Genomic DNA, 22,744 nt, shown 5'->3' on the forward strand with positions numbered 1-22,744 from the left:
GTGAGACAAACCATGGTTGTCTGGCGCAATTCGATGTCTGAAAGTCTCAATCCGGGATACTCTGGCCGGTATGGACGTCCTCGATGATCTGCTCGCCGGCACCCGGGCCCGCGGTGGCGTGTTCAACCTGACGATCCTGGACCCACCCTGGGGTCTGGACATCGTCGACGAGGCGCAGCTCGCGCTCGCGACCCTGGTCCGCGGTTCCGCCTGGATCATCCGCGGCGATCAGCCGCCGGTCCGGATGGAGGAGGGCGACGTCGCCGTACTGTCCGGCACCGAGCCGTACGTCGTGGCCGACCAGCCGGATACCGTGCCGAACCTGCGGATCCATCCCGGCGGCATCTGCGAACCGTTGCCTGGGGCCCCTATCGACTACAGCGCACGACTCGGCGTCCGGACCTACGGAGGTCGCCCGGACGGTGAGGCGATGGTGGTCAGCGGCACGTACGAGCTCGAAGGCGACGTCAGCCGCCGGCTGCTCGCGGCCCTTCCGCCGACTCTGGTCGTGCCGGCCGCGAATGTCGCGGGACACGTGATGGAGATCGTGCTCGGCGAGATCCAGCGCGACGAACCCGGTCAGCAGTCGGTGCTGGACCGCTGGCTCGACCTCGCGTTGATCACCACGTTGCGCGCCTGGTTCGCCCGACCCGAGTCGCATGCGCCGGGTTGGTACCAGGCGCAGAGTGATCCGGTGGTGGGGCTGGCGTTGCGGTTGTTGCATGAGGATCCGGCGCATCCCTGGAACGTTGTCGAGCTGGCCGACCGCACGGGGGTGTCTCGGGCCAGCCTGGCTCGGCGGTTCAGTGGTTTGGTTGGTGAAGCGCCGATGGCTTACCTGACCGGGTGGCGGATCACGTTGGCCGCTGACATGTTGCGCGAGACGACCGACACGGTCGAGTCGATCGCGCGGAAGGTCGGGTATGCCAATGCGTTCGCGTTGAGCGTCGCGTTCAAGCGGGTCAGGGGCACGAGTCCGACGGCTCATCGCCGGGCTAGTACTGCAGCCTGACAGTCAGCGGTTGAGGATCCACGCGAGGTCGGTCGACGGGAGATACGGCTCGAAGATGGGTGGCTCGGCGATGCGGTCCCACAGATCGCCGGTGGTGCGCGAGGGGAGATAGGCGTTGACGAAGGCGCCGTGGTCGACGCTCACCAGGGTGGCTTCTACGGTTTTCACCCGGCCAGGGAATTCCGAGCGGAGTACGGACTCTGCCGCAGTGAACAGCGCCGGTAGCATCGACGGGTTCCCGTATGACGTGCGCAGCTGCCGACGGTAGGAATCGAAGCCGGGCCAGCGGGCCTGGAGGGCGCGGTCGAAGTCGAGTGGCTGGACGGCTTCGGCGTACGGGAGCTGTGTGGTGAGCAGGTGTTTGACCGCCCAGCTCTCGGGTGGCACCGGCCCGGCGTCGAGGAAGAGCCGGTCGGCCTGGACGAAGGTGGTCGCCAGCACGCGTGGGCTCGGGTCGGTACGGTCGGCCTTGCGGTGGTCCGCGTAGGTCGTCGAGCGGTCGGCGTAGTTGGGGATCAGATGGATGATTCCCGCGCGCAGCAAGGGCTCCGCGGTGAGGATGCGCTGGCCGAGGGCGGTCAGATCCGGGGTGTCGATGCCGAGCTGCATCTCGGTGTAGTTGCGCCGGCGTTCGGGCTCGAGCGTCATCGGGTCGTCCAGCGGCGCCTGGTTGCTGCTCGCCACCATCAGCGGATGGAAGGATCCCGGCCGGTGGTCGGGCAGCACCAGGGTGTCGACGATCAGCCGAGTGCGTTCGAGCAGCCAGGCCTCGTCGGCGGCCGGCACGACGGAGACGGCGAACCGCTCGCCCTGCCGCCAGCGGAGTCCGTCCGGGCCGGTGATGAATCGCTTCGCGTACGCCTTGGCGACCAGCTCCGGGGTGGGGGCGGGCCGCCGGAAGAAGCGGTTCATCCGGCGGCTCAGCGCGGGATTGCGGCTGTACCCCTGCGCCATCGGCTCAGGCGGTGGTGGCGTCGATGAACGCGAGCGCCTGCGGCCAGGAGAGCCGGTAGGCGTCGGCGTTCACCACCTTGTCCTGCCGGGAACGGTCGGTGTAACCGTGCTCGGCACCGGGATAGAACTGAGTGATCGTCGCCCCGGCCTCGCGGCTCTGCAACGCCGTCTGCAGCGCTTCTAAGTCGGCGACCGGCACGGCGGCGTCGGCACCGGGATAGGCGATCAGCACCGGCGCGGTGATCCCGATGGAGTCGGCGATCGCGTCGTACGAATGGTTCGGCCGCAACTCCGAGGGGACCGTCGGATGGAAGGCCAGCACGTTCGCGAGCCGGCGATCCCTTGCCCCGAGCAACAAAGCGAACCGACCGCCGAGGCACCAGCCGACCGTGCCGACCTTGGTGCAGCCGAGTTCGCCGAGCAGGTGGTCGAGCAACGCGACCTGCTCGGCGAGGACGGTGTCATCGTCCAGCCCGCTCAGCAACTCTGCGAGCTCATCTCGGGCCGAGTTGTCAGTACTCCGGCCCTTGAACGGATCCCAGACCAGCGCGGTGATCCCCCGCTCCGCCAACTCGTCAGCCCACGCCCGGAGCTGCTCGCCGATCCCGGTGATCATCGGCAGCAACAACATCCCCGGCCCGGCCGTCACTCCGACCGGCCGGGCTAGGTATGCGCTCTGCTCTCCGACCTGTACCTGACTCGCGTCGATGTCCACGCGTCGGAGATTAACCGACGATCAGACCTTGTTGGCCTTGAGCATCCGCTGGCCGGCCACGTTGACCAGGACGAAGATGATGGCGGAGAAGATCAGCAGCGCGAGTTGGTCCGGGAGCAGCGCGACACCGACACCGACTGCGAGCACCGGGAGCGCGAGTCCGGCGTACGCGATCAGGAACAGCGCGGCCAGCACCTCACCGCGCGAACCCGGGTCGGCCAGCGACGCTGCGGTCGCGACGGCGCCGCGGAAGACGAGGCCGACGCCCGCACCGGCGACCACGCCGCCGATGACGAACAGCCACAGGTTGGGGATCAGCCCGCCGACGGCGACCCCGACCAGACCGACCGACATCAGGACCAGGCCGAGCCGGAGCTGCTGCGGACGGCTGAACCGAACGAACAACACCTGGCTGGCCGCTCCCGCGATGAAGACCACGAACGTCACGACCCCGGCGAGCAGCCGCGAGGTGTGGTGCAGCGTGCCGGCCAGGAACGTCGGGGCGAGCGAGGTGAACAGGCCGAAGATCGCGAACGCGGCGAACGCTCCGACCGCGGTGGCGAAGAACTGCGGCTTGGCAGCACTCGGCAACGCGACCCGCTGCGGCCGGTACGCCGGACGCTCCTCCAGCCGCTCGACGGTCTCGGGCACCAGCGCGATACCGAGCGCGCTCAGCAGCAACAGCACGAGGAACAGCTCGTACGGACGATCCAGCGGCTTCGATCCGTACTCCGCGAGCAGACCGCCGACGAGCGGACCGAAGGCGAGGCCACCCAGGTTCACCATCGAGGAGATCAGCGCCGAGTGGCTCGGGTCCTCGTCCGGCCGGGAGATCCGTCGCAGCTCGGACAGGTGAGCCGTCGCGGTCGCCGTCAGGACGCCGACGCCGACACCGCTGATGAAACGAGCCAGCAGCAGACCGGGCACGTCCTGCCAGAACAGGAAGACGACGGCAGCGAGTGCCTCGGTCAGTACTGCGAGCAGCGCGACCCGACGCCGGCCGAGCCAGTCGCTGACGTGGCCGGCGAGGTACAGGCTCACCATCACGCCCACTGCGTAGGCGGCGAAGATGACCGTGATCAGGAAGGTCGGGAAACCGTCCCGGCGCTGGTAGATGGCGTAGAGCGGAGTCGGGACCGTCGAGAACGCCATCGTGGTCAGGAACGCGACGGCGATCATCCAGAAGCCGGCGCTATGCGCGAACTGGACGCGCGCACCGGCCTTGTCGAGCGAGCGGGGGCCGGAGAGAGTTGTCATGCTTCTAGGTTGCGCCGATTGATCTATCGAGTCCAACGAATCTTCTTGCACTGTCTTATCGAGGCTGACGATAATTGGCCTGTGGACAGCAGGCAACTGGAGTACTTCGTCGCCGTCGCCGAGGAACTGAGCTTCACCCGGGCGGCGCAGCGGCTCTTCACCGTCCAGTCGACCGTCTCGGCCGCGATCCGCGCGCTGGAGACGGACCTGAAGACGACGTTGTTCGACCGGTCGACCCGGCGGGTGACTTTGTCGGACACCGGCGAGGCCCTGTTGCCCGAGGCGAAGGCTGCGCTGGAGGCGTTGGACCGGGCTCGTGCTGTCGTCGAGGAGGCGTCCACCGGGCTGCGCGGCAGTGTCCGGATCGGCACGATGACGAGGCTCGGGCTGGTCGACCTGGCCTCGCTGCTGGGCGCGTTCTACCAGCGCTATCCGTTGGTCGACGTCCAGGTGACGACTTCGCCGACCGGGTCGAGCGGATTGGCTGACGACGTGCGGCACGGCCGGCTCGACGTCGCTCTGGTCGGGTTGAGCGCGGCGGAGCTGACGGGGCTGGAGCCGCGGGAGTTGGCGACGGTGCGGTTCGTAGTACTGCTGCCGTCCTCGCATCGGCTGGCCGGGGTGAGTGAGGTTCGGCTGGCTGAGCTGGCCGGGGAGCGGTTCGTGGACATGTTGCGCGGGTTCGGGAATCGGACGGCGGTGGATCGGGCTTTCGATCAGGCCGGCATCCCTCGGCGGGTGCAGGTGGAGGTACCGGATCTGACGACCGTGCCGGACTACGTGCGGGCGGGGCTGGGGGTTGCCGTCGTACCGGAGATGGATCTGGAGGAGGTGCCCGGTGTGGTCCGGTTGCCGCTGGCGGATTCGGAACTGGCGTGGACGTTGTCGGCGATCACCCTGAGCGGCAAGCGGCCGAGCCGGGCGGTGACCGCGCTGCTGGATCTGATGGCGGCGTCGGTCCGGACGTGACGTACGCCACTTTGTTGATACATCATCAAAGCGACGTATTCTCGAAGTAGACACCCACTCCTGGGGGCCTTTGCTATGGATCGTCCGGCACGTTCCTGCCGGCGAAGGAAAGGAAGTCAGCGACATGGCCACTGTGTCGTTCAAGGGAGCAACCCGGGTCTACCCCGGCACCGAGATCGCCGCCGTCGACAAGCTCGACCTGGACATCCAGGACGGCGAGTTCGTGGTCCTGGTCGGGCCGTCGGGCTCCGGTAAGTCGACCGCGCTGCGGATGCTCGCAGGGCTCGAAGAAGCCAACGAAGGATCCATCTACATCGGTGACCGCGACGTCACCAACAGCCCGCCGAAAGAGCGGGACATCGCGATGGTCTTCCAGAACTATGCGCTCTACCCGCATATGTCGGTCGCCGACAACATGGGCTTCGCGCTGAAGATGCAGGGCATCCACAAGGAGGAGCGGGCCAAGCGGGTTCTTGAAGCCGCGAAGCTGCTCGGCCTGGAGGAGTACCTGGAGCGCAAGCCGAAGGCGCTGTCCGGTGGTCAGCGTCAGCGGGTGGCGATGGGTCGCGCGATCGTGCGTGATCCCCAGGTCTTCCTGATGGACGAGCCGCTGTCGAACCTCGACGCGAAGTTGCGGGTGCAGACCCGGACGCAGATCGCGGAACTGCAGCACCGGCTGGGTGTCACGACCGTCTATGTCACGCACGACCAGATCGAGGCGATGACGATGGGCGACCGGGTGGCCGTCCTGAAGGACGGGCTGCTCCAGCAGGTCGACACCCCGCTGAACCTGTACGACGCCCCGAAGAACCTCTTCGTCGCGGGCTTCATCGGCTCCCCGGCGATGAACCTGATCGAGGCCCAGATCGTCGACGGCGGCGCGATGATCGGCGACTACCTGGTGCCGATCGCCCGCAACCTGCTCGCCAAGGCGGGCGACGACAAGACGATCATGCTCGGCATCCGGCCGGAGTCCTTCCACCTGGCCGACGAGGGCCTGGCGGTGAAGGTCTCGGTGATCGAGGATCTCGGCTCCGACGCCTACCTCTACGGCAGTGCCGTCCACACCGACGACCAGCAGATCATCGCCCGCGTCGGCACCCGCCTCCACGACGAGAAGGGCACCATCGTCCACCTCGCCCCCCAGCCCGAAAAGCTCCACCTCTTCTCCAAGTCAACAGAACTCCGCATCACCGCCTGACCCCCGCCGCTTGCCCACCATCTGAGGGGTTGTCCCCTCAGACGGTGGGTTGCCTGGCCGGATCCCGAGGGGGCAACCCGCCAACTGCGGGGTTAACCCCTGAGATGGTGGGCTGGGGGGCGCGTTAGCGTCGGGGGGTGGAGACGTGGGAGTTGGGTGCGAGCGGGGTGTTGAGGTTGCCGTCGGGGCGGTTGGTGCGGGGGCGTGGGGTGCGCGACGGGGTGCCTGGTGGTGCGCTGCCGGCGTACGGGGTGTATTTGCTGGGGAAGGAGCCGCCTGCGGTTCCGTGGGAGTCTCGGTGGGTGGTGTGGCCGGACTTCCGGTTGCCTGCGGATGATCGGGATGCGCGGGACGCGTTGGTGGAGGTGCTTGCTCGGGCGGGCGATGAGCGGGTGGAGGTTGCTTGCGCAGGCGGGCGCGGGCGGACCGGTACTGCGCTGGCCTGCTTGGCGGTGCTCGATGGGGTTGCGCCGGCCGACGCGGTGGCTTACGTGCGGGCGAACTATCACGCCAAGGCGGTGGAAACCTTTTGGCAGAAGCGTTATGTGAGGCGCTTCAGAGCGGCGAGCGATTCCTGAGCGGGGGTGCCGGCCAGGAGGGATTGGCCGGGGGCGGATTGGATGTCGAAGGTTTGGTAGGTGAGGGTGAGCCGGCCGGCGACGGGGTGGTTGAAGGTCTTGACCGTGCTGCCGAGGGTGTTGACGCCGTGCTGGTTCCAGAGGTCGGCGAATTCGTTGCTGCTGGCAAGTAGTTCGTCGACGAGTTGCTTGACCGACTCGTTGTCGGGGGATGCCAGGCGGAGCGCCTCGACGGATTCGCGGGCGACTGCGGGCCAGTCGTCGAAGAGGTCGCGGGCGGCCGGGTCGTGGAACAGGTTGGTCATCATCGGGCGGAGGTCTTCGAGTGGTGACAGGAGCGCGGCGGCGAGGTCGTTGCAGGCCAGGACGTCCAGGCGGCGATTGATGATGTAGGCAACGGCCGAGTCGAAGCCTTCCATCAGTTGGAGCAGCGCGGGGGCGACTTCTTCCGAAGGGGTCTCGGACTTCGGGGCGAGGCCGGCCAGTTGGTACGCGTACCAACGTCCGTTCTGGCCGAGGCGGAGAGCGCGGGCAATCGCGTCCACGACCTGGCCGGATGGGTTGCGCTCGCGGCCTTGCTCGAGACGGGTGTAGTAGTCAGCGCTCACGCCCGCAAGTACAGCGACTTCCTCGCGACGCAGGCCGGCGACCCGGCGAGCACCTGACACGGCCAACCCGACCTCGTCGGGGGTCAGCTGCGCTCGGCGTACGCGGAGGAACTCGCCCAAGTCGTTCATAACGTTGAGATTAGCTACTGTCACGCAGATGGATGACGATGCTCCGGAGAAGGCGGGCTATCGGCGGTCGGCGGGGTCGGCGCGGGGTGAGGCGCGGCGGCGCGAACTGCTCGAGCGCGTGACCGACGAGGTCGGGGCCAACGGTCTGGTGGACTTCTCGCTCCGCCGGGCCGCGCGGGCCGCCGGTACGACGCACAAGGTGTTGCTCTACTACTTCGACGGACCCGAAGACCTGCTCACCCAGGCGGTGCTCCAACTGCGGGAGCGACGGATCGACCGAAGCCTGGCAGCCGCGGAGCTGGCGGACTCGACGCTGGCCGGCCGGGTACGGGCGATGTGGCCGGTCCTCGTCGGTGACGAGTCCTGGGTGCTCGACCAGGCGATCGGCCTCGCGATGTACGACTCCGCCCGGTACGCCGAACTCGCCCGCACCGCATCGGTGCGCTACCTGCCCGCGCTGATCTCGATCTGCCCGCCGCAGTGGCCGGACGAGCGCAAGCACCAGGTGTCCGAGTTCATCCTCGCCGTCCTGCGGGGATTCCTGATCGAGTGGCGGACCAGCGGCGACGGGCCCGGGATCGAGTCCGGCTTCGCCGCGTTGAGCCGGGCGCTCGACCACGAGGAGGCCCGGACCTAGCCCTCGACAGTTTGCGAACCACGTGGTTCACTTTTGGCATCGGAGAGCTTTCGCCAGAGGTGGGGTGCGTCATGGAACGCGAGTCGGTGCGGTTCGTCAGCGGGGATGCCGAGTGTGTGGCCTGGTACTACCCAGGCAGCAACGGCGGGTGTGTGGTGATGGCCGGTGGCTTCGGGGTGACGAAGGAGCCGGGGACGGACCTGTTCGCCGCGAAGTTCCAGCGCGCGGGGTTCGGCGTACTGGCCTTCGACTATCGGCGATTCGGGGAGAGTGGCGGCTCGCCGCGGCAGGTTGCGCGGGTCGGTGAGCAGTTGGCGGATTGGCAGGCGGCGATCTCGTACGCCGGCGAGCTTGCCGGAGTCGAGAGGGTCGCGATCTGGGCGTTCTCGTTGTCAGGCGGCTACATCTTCCCGATCGCGGCGCGGAATCCGCAGTTGGCCGCGGCGATCGCGCAGACGCCCAACGCGGATGGGCCTGCAGCCTCTCGCAATGCGGCCCGACACCAGAAGCCGTTGGCGATGCTGCGCTTCGCCGGCCGCGCTTTGCTCGACGCACTCGGCAGCCTGATCGGACGACCGCCGCTGCTCGTTCCCCTGGTCGGACCGCCCGGCACGGTCGCCCTGCTGACAACGCCGGACTCGCTGCGCACGAACGAAGCACTTAACCCGGGCAATAAATACAGCGAATGGATCCAGGCCGTCGCCGCGCGGTCGGCGCTGCGCATCACCGCCTACCGCCCCGGCCGGGCGGCCTCACGGGTGAAGATCCCGCTGCTCGTCGTCGTGGCCGACCAGGACCAAACGGCGCTCGCTCAGCCTTCTATCGACGCCGTCGGCCAGGCACCTGACGCAGAACTCCTTCGCGTCCCTGGCGGCCACTACGCCCCCTTCCTCGAACAGCACGACGTCGTAGCCGAAACCGAAATCGCCTTCCTGACAAAGCACCTGGTCACGGACAGCCAGCCCTCGGCGAGCACCCGTTGAGATGCGGCTTGGGGAGTTCGTCAAAGGGTAGGTGTGGTGCACCTAGGAAGATGCGGTCTGCCGCGGCGGCGGTTGGCGCCGCAAGGTGGCAGGTATGACTGGATCGGGCGGGAGGCGATCGTCGAGGGGTGGCTGAGCCGGCAGGACTGGCAGGCGGGCGGGTGGGAGTTCGAGTGGTCGATCCTGGCGATCACTGGGGATACGGCTGCTGTCGGTGGTACCGGGGTGTATCGCGAGCTGGGGACGTTCTCGAATCTGTGGACGGTGACGCTCGACCAGCGCGGCAAATGTGTGATGTTCCGGATGTGGAACAACGAGATATCCGTTTGACGGTGGCTCGGTGGGCGCGTTTGCTCTGGAGGGTGACGATTGAGCGCAGCAATCCCCCGGCCCTGCATGAGACGCCTGGCTACCACCATGTGACGAAGATTCGTGCTGATGAGCTGATCATGTTCGCCGGGCAGTGCCCGTTGAGCCCCTCGGGTGAGTTGGCCAAGGGTGGGTTGAGCGGGCAGACCGAGCAGGTGATCCAGAACATCCTGGTCGCTCTCGAGGCGGCGGGCGCTCGGCCAGAGGATGTCGTGCGGACCGTCATCTATGTGGCCAGCCCGGACCGCGCGCAGCTCAGCGCGGTGTGGACCCAGCTCAACGAGTCGCCGCTCGCACCGGCTTTCACCACCGCGAGCACGCTCCTCGGCGTCGCCCAGCTCGGGTTCCCCGGACAGCTTGTGGAGATCGACGTCACGGCCGCTTTGTGAAGACACCTGCCGAGGTCGTCGCGTACGACTCTCGCTGGCCGGCTTGGTTCGACGAGATCCGGGTGTCGCTGGAACGGCTGCTCGACGGGGTGCCTTGCGAGATCGAGCATGTCGGGAGTACCGCCGTACCTGGTCTTGCCGCCAAACCGATCATTGATGTCGACGTGGTCGTACCGGCGGTTGATCAGGTGGCTGCGGCAACTGCTGCTTTGGTGTCCGGTGGTTACGAGCATGAGGGTGAGCTCGGGATCACCGGCCGGGAGGCGTTCGGATTGCCGGCTCAGGTGGCGCGCTATCACCACCTGTACGTCGTTGTGGCCGACAACAAGGCGCACCGCGATCACGTGCTCCTGCGGGACCGGCTGCGGGCGGATCCGGAGGCGCTCGCTCGGTATGCCGCGCGTAAGCGGGAGCTGGCGCCGTTGCTGCTGACGGATCGCTCCGCTTACGTCGACGGCAAGAGGGCGTTGATCGAGGAGCTGCTCAGGTGATCGGGTGATTGGCTCGCAGGATGCCGCTCGGGTCGTAGACGCCGCGGAGCCACTTGAGCCGTTCGTAGTCGGCTGGCTCGAAGGCTGCCTGGGTCTCGCCGGTGGTGAGTGGGCCCATGCTGAAGTTGAGCGATCGGCCGACGACGTCCTTGGCCCAAGGGGCGAGGATCGAATCGTGGAGGGCTCGCAGGTCGTCCTCTCCTGGTGACAGGACGGTGAGCGAGTACTGCGCGTCGCGGTGCCCGACAGCGTTCTCGACGGCGGGCTTGTGCGAGAGAGCACCGCCGAGATGCCTGATGCCGACAACGCACATCACGGGTGCGCTGGGGCCGGCGAGCTCGGGGATGGTGGCGAGGGCTTCGGGGTCGAGGTCGCTCAACAGCGCATTGCGAGAGCTGAACGCATCGGGCCGACCCGGCTCGTCGAAGATCTTGCCGGACTCGGCGAAGGGCAACTCACCAACGGTGTCGACGAGCGGCTCGCCCAGGGCGTCGCGAAGGTTGCTGACGACAGCGGGAGCATCGAGACCATCCGGGATGATGCTCAGCTGGATTTGGGCGATGTACTTGCCTCGGAGGTTGGCGGGGATCTGCTGGAGGTTGGGGAAGGGGAGGACGGCTACGGCTGAGGTGACCGAGTCGGGGACGGTTTGGGTCCACTCGCGCCACGCCTTGAGGACGATGGGGGTCGTGGCGAGGTCGTAGTACAGGCTGCCGCCGTGGAGGGTGGGGACGGGGAAGAGGTCGATCTCCATCGCGGTGACGACGCCGAAGTTGCCGCCGCCGCCGCGGAGGGCCCAGAAGAGGTCGGGGTCTTCTTCGGCCTTGTGTAGTTCGCCATCGGCGGTGATGACCTCGATGCGGCGAACGTTGTCGGCGGCGAAGCCGTAGCGTCGGGCCATCAGGCCGAGGCCGCCGCCGAGGGTGTACGGAACGGCGGTGACGCCGGGGAAGCTGCCGGACAACGGCGCGAGACCGTGCGGCGCGGTCGCGTCGATGACCTGCTGCCAGGTTGCGCCGGCTTGGATCCAGGCTGTCCGGGTTGGTGGGTCGACGGTCACGTGGTTGAGGCGAGTTGTTGTGATCAGGAGGCCTCCGCCGTCGAGCGGAGCGCCGTGACCGTGGCCGCTGGCTTTGACGGCGATCTCGAGGCCGTGCTCGGCGGCGTACCGGACCGCGCGTTGCACGTCCTCGGAAGTGGTGGCGCCGACGATGTGGGCCGGCTGGTGGGGTGTGCGGCGCTGGAAGCCGAGCCGCTCCTCGTCGTACCCGGGTGTGTCTGCGGTCCAGTGCTTTCCGGTGAGCTTCATGTGACCGACGCTAGAAGCCCTTCCGGACACATCTAGTCCGCAAGCTGTGCCAATCTGGGATTCATGAGCACGCGGAAGGATCTGCCCGGGCGACTGCTGCGGCTGCTCGCGCTGCTGCAGAGTCGTCGGGAGTGGTCCGGCAGCGAGCTTGCCGAGCGCCTGGGCGTCACCGACCGGACCGTACGCCGCGACGTCGAGCGCCTGCGATCCCTCGACTACCCGGTGACCGGGACGACCGGTACTGCGGGTGGCTACCGGCTCGCATCGGGCAAGAACGTGCCGCCGCTGGTGCTCGATGACGACGAAGCCGTCGCCGTCGCGATCGGACTGGCCGGCGCCGCGGCGAGTGGTGTCAGCGGGATCGCGGACAGCTCGATGAGTGCACTCGCCAAACTCGAGCGGGTACTGCCGGCTCGATTGAGGCCGTCGGTGGCTGCCGTCGGCGCCGCGGAGGTGGTCGGGCGGGAGGGGGCTCCACGGGTGGATCCGGGGCTGCTCGCAGTACTGGCCGCTTGCTGCCGGGATCTGGAGATCGTTGCCTTCAGCTACAAAAGTCGGCGCGGGGACGGCAGCCGCCGGCGGGTGGAGCCGACGCAGCTGGTGTCGGTGGTCGGCCAGTGGTACCTGCTCGCCTTCGATCCTGAGCGCGACGACTGGCGGACGTTCCGGGTGGACCGGATCGGCGAGTTGGCGCCGACCCGGCATCACTTCACTCCGCGCGAACTGCCTGCGGCCGACGCGGCGACGTACCTGGCCGAGTCCTTTGCGGGCGCGTCGTACCGGCACAGTGTCCGGATGGTCGTGCAGCTGCCGGCCGACGAGGTCCGCCGGAGTTTCTTCCACGGGTCTTCGGGGACGATCTCGCCGCTCGGGCCGGACAGTTGCGAGTACCGGTTGAGTGCGGACTCCCCCGGGATCCTGGTTCAGTACGTCGCGGCGATCGTTGCCTCAGGCGCCGACTACACGTTGGAGGCGTCGCCCGAGGCCGCTGAGTTGTTGCGGACGGTGGGGTCGCGCTTGGTCAGGCCGTGATCAGGCCCAGGCCCAGCGTCACGACGCCGACCGCCAGGGAGAGGGCGCCCAGCCAGAGCACCCAGATGAACTGGTTCGGCTTGGTCAGGCCCTTGCCTGCCGACGAGGCGAAGAACCCGCCCGACATCAGGATCGCCGCGACCGGGATGCCCAGCCGGCCGAGCCAGAGCAGGACGCCGGACAGGCTGGTCTGATCGACGTACAGGAGTCCGACCAGGCTCAGGATCACCAGGACGCCGGCGTGACCGTGGCCGGCCCGGGCGAACGACTTCTGGAAGTCGGTCATCGGGATGTCGCCACGGACGATCTTGGTCATGAACCAGCCGCCGAACTGGATCGTGACGATGGTGAGCAGGATCGCTCCGGCGATGATCCGGGACGCGTCGCTCAACTGCATGGCCCACTCCTTGTATGGATAGTGACGGTATCCGTTTATGGATACTGCTACTATCCATCACAGCCGAGAGGAAGGCAAGGCATTTATGCGGATCGCAGAGTTGAGCCGAATCTCCGGGGTGCCAGTGCCGACGATCAAGTACTACCTGCGCGAGAACCTGCTCCCCCCAGGCGAGCTGACCAGCCCGAACCAGGCCTCGTACGACGACACCCACCTGCACCGCCTACGCCTGATCCGCGCCCTGGTCGACCTGGCCCAGGTCCCGGTCGCCGGCGTAAAAGACATCCTGGAGGGCCTCGACTCCCCCACCATGCCGTTGCACGACAAGATCGGCCGTGCCCACTACGCCATCACCCCACAACGGCAGCTCACCTCGACCTCGGACGCGCATGACGCCGCGACTACCCAGGTACAGGAACTTCTCGCGTCCCGAGGCTGGTCCGTCCATGCCGACGCCCCGGCCCTCAACACCCTGATCGAGACGGTCGCGGCCCTACGCACCCTCCGTCAAGACCATCTGGTGAGCTTCCTCGACTCCTACGCCGCCGCCGTGGAAACCTTCACCGAAATAGAGGTCGCCGCCGTGGAGACCCGCCGCTCCCCCGACCAACTCGCCGAAAGCGTCATCCTCGGCACCGTCCTCGGCGAAACACTGATAGCCAGCCTCCGTCTGCTGTCCCACGAATCCATCTCCGCCAGACGCTGGACCAGCAGCTGAGGAACTAGCCGTCGTGGGCCATGTCTACGAAGCGGGAGTAGTGGCCTTGGAAGGCTACGACGATGTCGGCGGTGGGGCCGTTGCGGTGTTTGGCGACGATGAAGTCGGCTTCACCGGGGCGGGTTGATTCGCGCTCGTAGGCGTCTTCGCGGTGGAGCAGGATGACCACGTCGGCGTCCTGCTCGAGGCTTCCGGATTCGCGGAGGTCGGAGGCCATCGGACGCTTGTCGGAGCGTTGCTCGGAGCCTCGGTTGAGCTGACAGATGGCGATCACCGGGAGCTCCAGCTCCTTGGCGAGGAGCTTGATCGAGCGGGAGAACTCGGAGACCTCGAGCTGGCGGGACTCGACCTTCTTGCCGGACGTCATCAGCTGGAGGTAGTCGATGACGATCAGTTTGAGGTCGTGCCGCTGCTTGAGCCGGCGGGCCTTGGCGCGGATCTCCATCATCGTCAGGTTCGGCGAGTCGTCGATGAACAGCGGGGCCTCGGAGACCTCGCCCATCTTGCGGGCCAGCCGGGCCCAGTCCTCATCCGTCATCTTGCCGTTGCGCATGTGGTGCAGCGGCACCTTCGCCTCCGCCGACAGCAACCGCATGGTGATCTCGTTGCGGCTCATTTCCAGCGAGAAGACGCACGAGGTCAGGCCGTGCTTGATCGACGCCGACCGCGCGAAGTCCAGCCCCAGCGTCGAGTTGTGGGTCGGGATCATGGATCGGCCGGCCAGATAAAGGTGATCGGCGTTGTCCACCTCGACACAACGCACCGGTACGCTGTCGACCAAGCGGACCTGCTTGATCAAGCGGTTGCCGATCCGGATGGTCGACTCCGGCCGACGCTCCTTGTGCGTGATCATCTTTCGCGACAGTTTGAAGACATCGTCGACCGTACTGAACGTCAGCACGTGCCCGACCGAGGATTCCGCGGTCCGGCCCTGGAGGACCCGGGTCCGGTGACCGCACTTGTAGCCCAGGCTGACAATCAGCTCATAGACGTCCAGGGCCAGTCGCTCGTTGGTCAGCGTGATCTGGCAACTACCTGTCGGGTTCACCGTCCCGTCGGTGTCCATCAGACCCGCCAGCAACTCTCGCCGCTGCTGCTCGGACGCCCGGAGATACTCGGCCGGGATGTGCTTGTTGCCCAGGACACCGATCTTCCGCAGTACGGCCTGAACGGTTCCGTGGTCGTCGTGGCATGCCTGGCAGCGCCGTCCACCGGCGTAGTCAGCGCCACAATCCGGGCAGCTCGGCGCCGCTACCGCCTGCGAGAGGAAGCGCGCCTTGCCACCGCAGGACTGCCCGCAGGTACGAACCTCGACCGTCTTGGGCACGAACAGCTGCCCGCAGACCACACATTCCCGGCTTGGCCGCGACTCCCGCGGAAATTGGAGCGAGTAGTTCAGACCGGACTGCTGCCCCACGACCAGACCGGTCGCCTCCACGAACATCGCGACCTCTGGGTCGGCCGAGGTGAACCTGGCTGAGGCCGAGTGTCCATCGCCGAGCCAGACGCCGAGGGCGTAGGGCGGCAGCGGCAACGTCACAGTCGGCAGCTCGAGCGCCTTGGCGTTGTCCACCGAGTGATTCGCACGCTGCTCGGATCCCGCGCAATAGATCGTCTCGGCGATCTCGGCAGTCGTCCGTACGGCGGCGAACTGTCGCCGGCTCCGGGTCCGGTTGTAGTTGTTCTCCGCTGCCCACCGCGCCTTCCGAGATCCCCGGGTCTCCGTCAGCCACTGATGCTCGGCATCGGCAATGAGGGTGCTTCCGTCTGAGAACGTCAGTTCGTAGCAGGTCCGGTCGAGCATGATCTCGGTGGCGGCAACGACCTTCGTGGGGTGGCCGTCGGCGTCGATGAGTTCGTCGCCTACGCCGACTTCGCCCATGGTGGTCCAGCCGGATGGGGTCGGCAGGGGGGTGTCGAGGGCAAGGGCTTTTCCCATCGCCGGGCGGGCCGCGACGATGATCATCTGGCCGGGGTGGAGGCCGTTGGTGAGTTCGTCGAGGTCGGTGAAGCCGGTGGGGACGCCGACCATGGCGTCGCCGCGGGAGTCGATCGCCTCGATCTCGTCGAGGGCGCCTTCCATGATGTCTTTCAGCGGGGCGTAGTCCTCGGTGGTGCGCTTCTCCGTGACCGAGTAGATCTCCGCCTGGGCCTGGTCGACGACGTCGTCGACCTCGCCCTCGCCGGCGTAGCCGATCTGGACGATCTTGGTGCCGGCCTCGACCAGGCGGCGCAGGATCGCCTTCTCCCGGACGATGTGCGCGTAGTAGCCGGCGTTGGCGGCCAGCGGGACCGAGGCGACCAGGGTGTGCACGTACGGCGCGCCGCCGATCCGGCCCATCTCGCCGCGCTTGGCCAGCTCGGCGGCGACGGTGATCGCGTCGGCCGGCTCACCCCGGGCATACAGGTCGGTGACCGCGTCGAAGACGATCTCGTGGGCCGGCCGGTAGAAGTCCGTGCCGCGCAGGGTCTCGATCACATCGGCGATCGCGTCCTTGCTGAGCATCATCGCGCCGAGCACACACTGCTCGGCCGCCAGATCCTGAGGTGGGGTGCGGTCGAAGCCCATCTCCGGGTTGCGTTCTTCGTTCCCGCCGCCCGGCCCCCCGCGGAACTCCGCAACGCTCACTCGTCCAGCCTCCTAGTTCGGCTCGAATCGAACACCTGATCGAACCCTAGCGAACATCGCCGACACTTTCGCGGGCAGTCACGCGACCGTACGCCCCTGATGCCGACCCCTGGTAGCCAGCCATCCACAGGGGGTGTGGACAAGCCGTGCATAACCCCACGACGAGCTGTGCACAGGTTGGGCATATCCCTGTGGATATCTGCGGACAAAGCTCCACAACCTCGCTCTGACCTGCGGTTTTGTCTACACACAACTGTGGAGAAGAAAAAGATTCGATACCCACAGGTCCATTGCGCCGTGCACCGGCGTGGCCAGGCACAATGATCCCCATGCCCCTTACCAACTGGTCGCAGGATCGGGAGATTCTCCGGCTGGCGGTACCGGCCTTCTTCGCCCTGGTGTCCGAACCGCTGATGCTGCTCGCCGACTCGGCGATCGTCGGCCACCTCGGTACGCCGCAGCTCGCGGCCCTCGGCGTCGCGGGCACCATCCTGCAGACGCTCGTCGGCATCTGCGTCTTCCTCGCTTACGGAACCACCTCCGCGGTGGCCCGGCGTATCGGAGCGGGCGACCATCGCGGCGCGTTGACGCAGGGCATCGACGGGCTGTGGCTGGCCCTGCTGCTGGGCGTAGTACTGGCCGTGGTGGGCGTCGTGCTCGCCCCAGTGGCCATCAGCGGCTTCGACCCGTCGCCGGACGTCGCGGACTACGCGGTGACCTATCTGCGGATCAGCTGCCTTGGCATGCCGTCCATGTTGCTGCTGCTGGCGGCTACCGGCGTACTGCGGGGTCTGCAGGACACCAAGACGCCCATGATCGTGGCGATCTCCGCCAACCTCGCCAACATCGGCCTGAACCTCTTCCTGGTCTACGGACTCGACCTGAACATCGCCGGCTCGGCACTGGGCACAGCGATCGCCCAGACCGCAGCGGGAGTCGCACTGGTCTGGGTAGTGGTCCGTGGAGCCCGCCGCGACGGCGCCAAGCTGCGCCCCGACCGCCCGGGCATCCTCGCCTCGGCACAGGCCGGAATCCCTTTGGTCGTTCGCACTCTGACGTTGCGCGCGGCAATCATCTTGGCAACCTTCGTCGCCACTTCACTCGGTACTACGTCAGTCGCCGCCCACCAAGTCGCCTTCACCCTCTGGTCCTTCCTGGCGCTGGCCCTCGACGCCATCGCGATCGCCGCACAGGCGCTGACCGGCCGCGCACTCGGGGCCGGCGACGTCACCGGGACGCGGGCGATCACGCGACGGATGATGTGGTGGGGCCTGGTCTCGGGCTTCGTCGGCGGAGCCGCGTTGTGGGGGCTGCACAGTGTGTACATCCCCTGGTTCACGTCCGATCCCGAAGTACGTCACACGCTGGCGGCGATCCTGCTGGTGGCGGCGCTCTGGCAGCCGGTCAACGGGGTCGTCTTCGTGCTGGACGGCGTACTGATCGGAGCAGGTGACGGGCCTTATCTGGCGATCGCCGGCGTGATCGCGTTCGTTCTGTACGTGCCGCTGGCGCTCAGCGTGCTGTGGTTCGACCGCGGCGTGGTGGCCTTGTGGTGGGCCTTCGGCGGGTTCATGCTGCTCAGGCTGCTGACCTTGCTGACCCGCGAACGCCGGGACAGTTGGCTGGTGACCGGGGCGACGCGCTGATCCACGGCTAGGCGGCTGACCCGGTTTTGCGGCATCGTGGGCTGCGGACGGAAGGAACCGGATGGCTGACACGGACGACGACGACCTGGAGCAGGTTCACGAGGACGCGGAGCTCGATGCCCGCGAGGAGCGTGAGCTGCGTGAGGCTCGGCTGCGGCGTGACCTGACCGCCGAGCACGACGCCGAGGTCACCGACGCGATGCGCCGAGCCGACGTCGCCGAGCGCAACCACCGCTACCTGCGCGATCAGGCTGCCACCGAGCGGCTACTGGACCAGTCGGACGCCGGCCACCGCGCGGCCGCTGACGACGATCGTCGGGCCGATTGGAACTATGCGGAAGGCCGTGCCGAGCGCAGCCGCTCCGAGCAGGCTCCTGCCGCGGAAGCCGTCCGCAACGCTCCGGAGGAGCCGCCGGTCGCCCGCAAGAACGTCAAGCCCGTCCGCCGCCGGATGAAGGACAAGGAACAGGATCCGAAGGCGCTCCGCCACTTCGGCCTAGGCGACTGAGCTAGCTGGGCGTCGCCGTGACGGTCAGGTGGCCGGCGTGGATGATGACGAGGTTGGCCACCACGACCAAGACGAACACGGCGGCCAGGAAGTGGTGGTCGAGTGTCCACAGCGCCAGGCCGGCCAGCCCGAAGAAGGCGACCTTCACGATCGTCGTGATGACCGGGCTGCCGTAGTCCGCGGTAGGTGCGGCGAACAGGCCCCAGAGGACGGCGGCGAACACCGGCAGCCCGATGGTGAGCCCGAGGCGGAGCGCAGTACTGCTGCTTGCGTTCCAGCCCCACCAGGCGAAGATCGCCAGGCCGGCCAGTTCCACCAGGAACGCCAGACCGAGGTTGCTCCAGCGCCAGATCTCGTACATGTATGTCCTCGGTACTAGATCCCGCGCAGGTTGGGTTGGCGTTGGTCGAAGAAGAGGCCGGCGGGCGGCTCCTCCACCGGGAGCGGTGGGATCGGGTAGTCGCTGTGCACCCCACGGCAGGCCGCGAACGGGCCGTCGGGGTCGAGTAGCGCCTGCATGTGCGGGTCCGCGTGGTCGCGCCACCAGACCGACATACCGGTCGCCGGATCGAGCCGTAGGTGCTCCCAGGCCCGCCAGATCGAGTCCAGCCGGCTCAGTGCCTCGGCATGCCGGAACCACTCCGGGCACCACATGTACTGCTGGCCGATGCGCCGGCAGTACAGGTAGACCAGGCGGTCCTCGACGAAGGCCGCGACGTGCGGGTAGAAGAGTTCCTGCTCACCATCCACGACGCTGCTCCTCGGTCTGCTCCCAGATCGGCACCGGCGGGCCCGACTGCGCGGGCGGAACCTGGGGCGCCCCACCCGTGCCGGCTGCCACCCATGCGTTCGCCCCACCCTGCGCCGCCATGCCAGCAGCTGCACTCGGGTCGTGGTGAGCCAGTGAGGCCTTCACCGCGCCCGCGTCGGGGCGTGCCATCCACGGCACGGTCTTGATCATCGTCGCCGGGATACCGGACGGGAAGATGACAGCGCGACCGGGCGGCATCGAGGCGAGGTCGGAGACCTCCATGATGTGGTGCCGCTGGGTCTGCTTGCTCGTCCCGCGCTCACCCTTGTTGTACGAGACCGAGCTGGACAGGATGTCGTAGTCGCCGATCAGCTTGCTCAGCCGCTCGAGGAAGTTCGCGTCGGACGCGCCACCGCCGTACACCCGGATGTTCGCCGCGGACCAGAGCTTCTCCATCCCGCGCTCGCCCCAGCACTCCATCCCCTGCGCCCAGGACTGCAGGATCGTCATCAGCACGATGCCGCGGGAGCCGAAGTGGCTGTAGAGGTCCGGCAGGTTCTTCCAGCGGCAGACGTTCGCCGCCTCGTCCAGTACGCCGACCAGCGGGTTGGGCAGCCGCCCCATCGGACACGTCTTCGCGTAGTCCTCAGCCGCCTCCACGACGGCCACCGTCAACGCGGTCACCAGCGGGCCCGCAGTACCGGCGCCTTCCTTGGACAGGCTGTACAGCGTTCCGCCCTCGCGGACGAACTTGTGCGGGTTGAACTGCGGCCGGTTGTCGTTCGGACCGGCCGCAGTCACCCAGCGAGTCACCTTGCGGTTGACCAGGAACTGGGCGCTCTGCTGCGCGGTGCCGTAGACACCGGCGCGCTGCTTGTCGGGGGCGTTGATGACGCCGGACAGCGCATCCGCGGAGAGCTGCAGGCCGGGAGTGGAGCGCAGGATGCGCTCGGGCTCGTCGTTGCGCTGGTCGGCGAGCCAGCTGTAGACCTGAGTGATCGGGCGCTTGGCGACGGCCGCCGCGAGCAGCAGGCCGGCCAGCAGGTCCGTACCGGCGGAGTCGAAGAAGGCGTCCGTCTGGGCGCCTTCCTTGCGCTGCGAGGCGACGAAGTGCTCCGCCAGTTCCCGCGCCTTCGTCTCGTCGGTGATGTAGCTGAGCGGGTTCCACCACCAGTTGTTCGGCTCGCCGCAGACCTCCTGTGGGTCGAACACCCAGACCGGGCCCTTCTTCGACCGGGGGTCACGGGTGGCGTCGACGATGTCGCGCTTGTTCGAGGTGGCCACCACGGCCCCTGGCGCGTCCAGGATCGCCGGTACCGCGCGAGACGTCGTCTTACCGGTACGAGGACCCCAGATGTCGACGTGCATGTCCTCCCAGGACCCGAACACCTCGAGGTTGTCCCGGACAGTACGGCCGATCATCACGCCGGGGCCCGCGTGCCCCGCCCCCAGCCGGTTGGCGATCTCCTGCGCGCCTTGCCGGGTGAGTTTGTAGATCTCCTTGCGCTTCGACATCAGCTGCGCGGACTTGTCGACCCGGGAGCCGGAGTCGCGCCTCCTGGTGACGAGGTAGTAGGCGCCGACGGTCAGCAGGCCGAGCACGACGATCTCGATGATCAGTACGCCGGTAGCCGCGCCGGACCAGCGGACCCGGCCGTTGAGCATGTCGGAGATGTTGCTCATCGGATCGCTGACCGGCCGGGTGTGGTTGATCGCGGCGGCGATCTTGGTCGCCACCCAGGTCCCACCGACGACCAGCGCGAACAGCCCGATCCCGATGAAGACCAGAACCGATTCCGCCGACAGCCCACCGGGGCCCGTACTCCGCTTGCCTTCAGCCATTACTCATCCACTCCCGTGCGGGCGACAACTCGGGTGGTCGGGTCCGGTGGCGGCAGGGCCGTCATCGCCGGGTCGTCGAAGGTGTACTCCTCGACGACCTCCTCGGTACCGTCGTCGGCGATCTCCACCTTCAGTGGCCGGCCGTCGGCGCCGGTCTTCCACAGCTTGTTCGTGTCGTTGATCTCGCGCTCGACCGAGGTCAGCCCGACGTGCACCGGGATGCCCGGACGTCCACCGACCTTGACCAGGAAGTTGCCTCGCCCGGGGGGCGCCGCTTCCTCACCGGTGGCCGGATCCCACGCGGGCGGGTCCTGCCAGCCGATCAGCATGTTCTGCTCCTCGCCGGACAGCGGTACGACGGCGGTCAGGTTCTCCATCTCGGCGCGCGGCAGGCCACCGCAGATCACCATCCCGGAGCGCTCGACGAAACCCTTCGCCTTCATCCGGTCCTCGGAGTGCTCCAGCGCCAGCAGGTCGGACATCGTGTGCGAGATCATCGCCATCCCGACACCGCGTTGCCGGTTCAGCCGGGTCAGCGCGTCGACCCGGTCGACCAGGCCACGCCCGGCCCGGAGTACTCGCCAGAGCTCGTCGAGGATGACGAAGTAGTGCCGCCGCGGCTCGAGACCGGCATCCGCGAGGGCCTGCGAGACCGCGACCGCGCCGAACCCGTACGACCAGCAGGCCAGCAGTACGGCGGCCTGCAGGCTGGTCTCGGAGTCGTCGATGTTCGAGACGTCGAAGACCACCGGGCGGTCCATCTTCATCGGCTGGTCGGTCTGCTCGGAGAAGATCTCGCCGAGCCGGCCGCCGCCGACCAGACCGATCAGCGACGCCTCGAGGCCTTCGGTGATCTGCCGGTACCGATCCATGCTGCCGCGGTCGAGCGCGACGTCGCGGACCCGGTCGGGCGCCTCCTGGACGACCTGCAGCAGGTCACGGAGTACGGGGGTGCCCTCGTGGCGCTCGTCGAGCACCTTGAGCGCCTCGTCGAGAATGGTCTCCTCGCGGTCGGTCGGCGGCGCGGACCGCATGATCGAGATCAGCGCCGAGACCATCGTCGACCGCCGGCCGTGCGCGTCGGCCTGGATCGCCTGCCGCGCGCTGCCGGTGAGCCGCAGCGCGGCCTGCCGGGACTCGCCCGGGTCGAGCACGTTCAGGTGCCCACGGCCACGACCGAGCTCGATCACCTGGCCGCCGAGGGCCACCACGAGGTCCTTGTAGTCCGGCTTCAGGTCGCCCAGTACCAACGGCATGACCCCGTACCCGGCGAGGCCGAGCGCCATCCGCCGGGTGATCGTCGACTTCCCCAGACCGGGCTTGCCGAGCACGAACATCGACGGGTTGGAGATCAGCTTGGCGCGCATGAACCAGCTGATCGGGTCGCAGCACATGGTGGCGCCGGACAGGATGTTGCGGCCGATCGGTACGCCGACCATCGGGCTGCCCGTCCCTGCCGAGAACGGCCACATGCCGCAGACCTGGACCGTCGTTCCGCGCCACTCCTGCGGGGCCTGCAGGTACGTCGAATAGCCGCGCGCCGGACCGGGCCAGCCACGCGGCATCGGCCGGCGGCCACCCCGGCTCGGGTCGACCGGCTTCTTCTCCTTCTTGCTCACA

At 67.7% G+C, this 22,744-nt stretch carries 24 protein-coding genes; 13 read left to right on the forward strand and 11 right to left on the reverse strand.

Translation table 11 applies throughout. From position 1 onward, the window contains the following. Positions 1-70 precede the first annotated feature (70 nt). Positions 71-1,012 (forward strand): AraC family transcriptional regulator, encoded by a 942-nt coding sequence (locus AB0M15_RS32765; RefSeq protein WP_363826858.1) that lies wholly within the window; start codon positions 71-73, stop codon positions 1,010-1,012. A gap of 3 nt (positions 1,013-1,015) precedes the next feature. Here the strand turns inward: AB0M15_RS32765 and AB0M15_RS32770 are convergent, their stop codons facing one another. The 3 genes from AB0M15_RS32770 to AB0M15_RS32780 are packed head-to-tail and all read right to left on the reverse strand — an operon-like array spanning position 1,016 to position 3,938. Beyond that, the gene (locus tag AB0M15_RS32770; protein WP_363826861.1) at positions 1,016-1,966 is read right to left on the reverse strand and encodes a hypothetical protein; all 951 of its coding nucleotides are present in this window, start codon (positions 1,964-1,966) and stop codon (positions 1,016-1,018) included. A gap of 4 nt (positions 1,967-1,970) precedes the next feature. Next, entirely contained in the window at positions 1,971-2,681 is a 711-nt protein-coding gene (locus AB0M15_RS32775; protein ID WP_363826864.1) for a dienelactone hydrolase family protein, read from the reverse strand. Positions 2,682-2,702: 21 nt separating this feature from the next. Further along, positions 2,703-3,938: an MFS transporter gene (locus tag AB0M15_RS32780; RefSeq protein WP_363826867.1), complete on the reverse strand. Its 1,236-nt coding sequence runs from the start codon at positions 3,936-3,938 to the stop codon at positions 2,703-2,705. Positions 3,939-4,019: 81 nt separating this feature from the next. Between AB0M15_RS32780 and AB0M15_RS32785 the strand changes: the two genes are divergently transcribed. The 3 genes from AB0M15_RS32785 to AB0M15_RS32795 all read left to right on the forward strand — a co-directional run bounded on the left by AB0M15_RS32785 (position 4,020) and on the right by AB0M15_RS32795 (position 6,686). Beyond that, positions 4,020-4,907 carry a LysR family transcriptional regulator gene (locus tag AB0M15_RS32785; RefSeq protein ID WP_363826870.1) on the forward strand — a complete coding sequence of 296 codons (888 nt, stop codon included), beginning with the start codon at positions 4,020-4,022 and terminating at the stop codon, positions 4,905-4,907. A gap of 124 nt (positions 4,908-5,031) precedes the next feature. Next, positions 5,032-6,108: a sn-glycerol-3-phosphate ABC transporter ATP-binding protein UgpC gene (gene ugpC, locus AB0M15_RS32790; protein ID WP_363826874.1), complete on the forward strand. Its 1,077-nt coding sequence runs from the start codon at positions 5,032-5,034 to the stop codon at positions 6,106-6,108. 137 nt (positions 6,109-6,245) lie between these two features. Beyond that, complete coding sequence (locus AB0M15_RS32795; RefSeq protein WP_363826877.1) at positions 6,246-6,686, forward strand: protein-tyrosine phosphatase family protein; 441 nt, start codon at positions 6,246-6,248, stop codon at positions 6,684-6,686. Here the strand turns inward: AB0M15_RS32795 and AB0M15_RS32800 are convergent. Continuing rightward, positions 6,650-7,423, reverse strand: coding sequence for a helix-turn-helix transcriptional regulator (locus tag AB0M15_RS32800; protein WP_363826883.1), 774 nt, complete (start codon positions 7,421-7,423; stop codon positions 6,650-6,652). The genes AB0M15_RS32795 and AB0M15_RS32800 overlap by 37 nt on opposite strands. 28 nt (positions 7,424-7,451) lie before the next feature. On the opposite strand from AB0M15_RS32800, the gene AB0M15_RS32805 reads away from it, so the two are divergent. From AB0M15_RS32805 to AB0M15_RS32825, 5 genes are all read left to right on the forward strand, one after another. Beyond that, entirely contained in the window at positions 7,452-8,060 is a 609-nt protein-coding gene (locus tag AB0M15_RS32805; protein ID WP_363826887.1) for a hypothetical protein, read from the forward strand. A 71-nt stretch (positions 8,061-8,131) separates the two neighbouring features. After that, positions 8,132-9,043, forward strand: coding sequence for an alpha/beta hydrolase (locus AB0M15_RS32810; RefSeq protein ID WP_363826890.1), 912 nt, complete (start codon positions 8,132-8,134; stop codon positions 9,041-9,043). Between the two features lie 36 nt (positions 9,044-9,079). Then, positions 9,080-9,373 carry a hypothetical protein gene (locus AB0M15_RS32815; RefSeq protein ID WP_363826893.1) on the forward strand — a complete coding sequence of 98 codons (294 nt, stop codon included), beginning with the start codon at positions 9,080-9,082 and terminating at the stop codon, positions 9,371-9,373. Positions 9,374-9,405: 32 nt separating this feature from the next. Continuing rightward, complete coding sequence (locus AB0M15_RS32820; protein ID WP_363826896.1) at positions 9,406-9,801, forward strand: RidA family protein; 396 nt, start codon at positions 9,406-9,408, stop codon at positions 9,799-9,801. After that, a complete protein-coding gene (locus AB0M15_RS32825; RefSeq protein WP_363826899.1) occupies positions 9,798-10,292 on the forward strand; it encodes a GrpB family protein in 495 nt (164 codons plus the stop codon). The genes AB0M15_RS32820 and AB0M15_RS32825 overlap by 4 nt, the downstream gene beginning before the upstream one ends. Here AB0M15_RS32825 and AB0M15_RS32830 read toward each other — a convergent pair. Then, positions 10,285-11,601, reverse strand: a complete 1,317-nt coding sequence (locus AB0M15_RS32830) for an FAD-binding oxidoreductase (RefSeq protein WP_363826902.1) — start codon at positions 11,599-11,601, stop codon at positions 10,285-10,287. The genes AB0M15_RS32825 and AB0M15_RS32830 overlap by 8 nt on opposite strands. 63 nt (positions 11,602-11,664) lie before the next feature. Here AB0M15_RS32830 and AB0M15_RS32835 point away from each other — a divergent pair, with 63 nt between their 5' ends. Further along, positions 11,665-12,633, forward strand: a complete 969-nt coding sequence (locus tag AB0M15_RS32835) for a WYL domain-containing protein (RefSeq protein WP_363826905.1) — start codon at positions 11,665-11,667, stop codon at positions 12,631-12,633. Here AB0M15_RS32835 and AB0M15_RS32840 read toward each other — a convergent pair. Beyond that, positions 12,623-13,030 (reverse strand): hypothetical protein, encoded by a 408-nt coding sequence (locus tag AB0M15_RS32840; RefSeq protein ID WP_363826909.1) that lies wholly within the window; start codon positions 13,028-13,030, stop codon positions 12,623-12,625. The genes AB0M15_RS32835 and AB0M15_RS32840 overlap by 11 nt on opposite strands. 85 nt (positions 13,031-13,115) lie before the next feature. Between AB0M15_RS32840 and AB0M15_RS32845 the strand changes: the two genes are divergently transcribed. Further along, positions 13,116-13,748, forward strand: coding sequence for a MerR family transcriptional regulator (locus tag AB0M15_RS32845; protein WP_363826912.1), 633 nt, complete (start codon positions 13,116-13,118; stop codon positions 13,746-13,748). 4 nt (positions 13,749-13,752) lie between these two features. On the opposite strand, the gene dnaB is transcribed toward AB0M15_RS32845, so the two are convergent. Beyond that, on the reverse strand, positions 13,753-16,317 hold the full coding sequence (gene dnaB / locus AB0M15_RS32850; RefSeq protein ID WP_363827181.1) for a replicative DNA helicase: 2,565 nt from the start codon (positions 16,315-16,317) through the stop codon (positions 13,753-13,755). Between the two features lie 389 nt (positions 16,318-16,706). Here dnaB and AB0M15_RS32855 point away from each other — a divergent pair, with 389 nt between their 5' ends. Then, positions 16,707-18,023, forward strand: a complete 1,317-nt coding sequence (locus AB0M15_RS32855; RefSeq protein ID WP_363826916.1) for an MATE family efflux transporter — start codon at positions 16,707-16,709, stop codon at positions 18,021-18,023. 61 nt (positions 18,024-18,084) lie between these two features. Continuing rightward, positions 18,085-18,531, forward strand: coding sequence for a hypothetical protein (locus AB0M15_RS32860; RefSeq protein ID WP_363826920.1), 447 nt, complete (start codon positions 18,085-18,087; stop codon positions 18,529-18,531). A 1-nt stretch (position 18,532) separates the two neighbouring features. Here AB0M15_RS32860 and AB0M15_RS32865 read toward each other — a convergent pair whose 3' ends face one another. From AB0M15_RS32865 to AB0M15_RS32880, 4 genes are read right to left on the reverse strand one after another with little or no spacing between them, the layout of a single operon-like run. Beyond that, positions 18,533-18,892, reverse strand: coding sequence for a YrdB family protein (locus AB0M15_RS32865; protein ID WP_363826925.1), 360 nt, complete (start codon positions 18,890-18,892; stop codon positions 18,533-18,535). Between the two features lie 14 nt (positions 18,893-18,906). Beyond that, the gene (locus tag AB0M15_RS32870) at positions 18,907-19,281 is read right to left on the reverse strand and encodes a DUF4913 domain-containing protein (RefSeq protein WP_164601935.1); all 375 of its coding nucleotides are present in this window, start codon (positions 19,279-19,281) and stop codon (positions 18,907-18,909) included. After that, positions 19,271-21,124 (reverse strand): TraM recognition domain-containing protein, encoded by a 1,854-nt coding sequence (locus AB0M15_RS32875; protein ID WP_363826934.1) that lies wholly within the window; start codon positions 21,122-21,124, stop codon positions 19,271-19,273. The genes AB0M15_RS32870 and AB0M15_RS32875 overlap by 11 nt, the downstream gene beginning before the upstream one ends. Further along, positions 21,124-22,743, reverse strand: a complete 1,620-nt coding sequence (locus AB0M15_RS32880; RefSeq protein WP_363826937.1) for an ATP/GTP-binding protein — start codon at positions 22,741-22,743, stop codon at positions 21,124-21,126. Before AB0M15_RS32880 ends, AB0M15_RS32875 begins: the two co-directional genes overlap by 1 nt. Position 22,744: the final 1 nt, after the last annotated feature.

The organism is Kribbella sp. NPDC051718 (genome assembly GCF_040681515.1).
Classification (GTDB): Bacteria; Actinomycetota; Actinomycetes; order Propionibacteriales; family Kribbellaceae; genus Kribbella.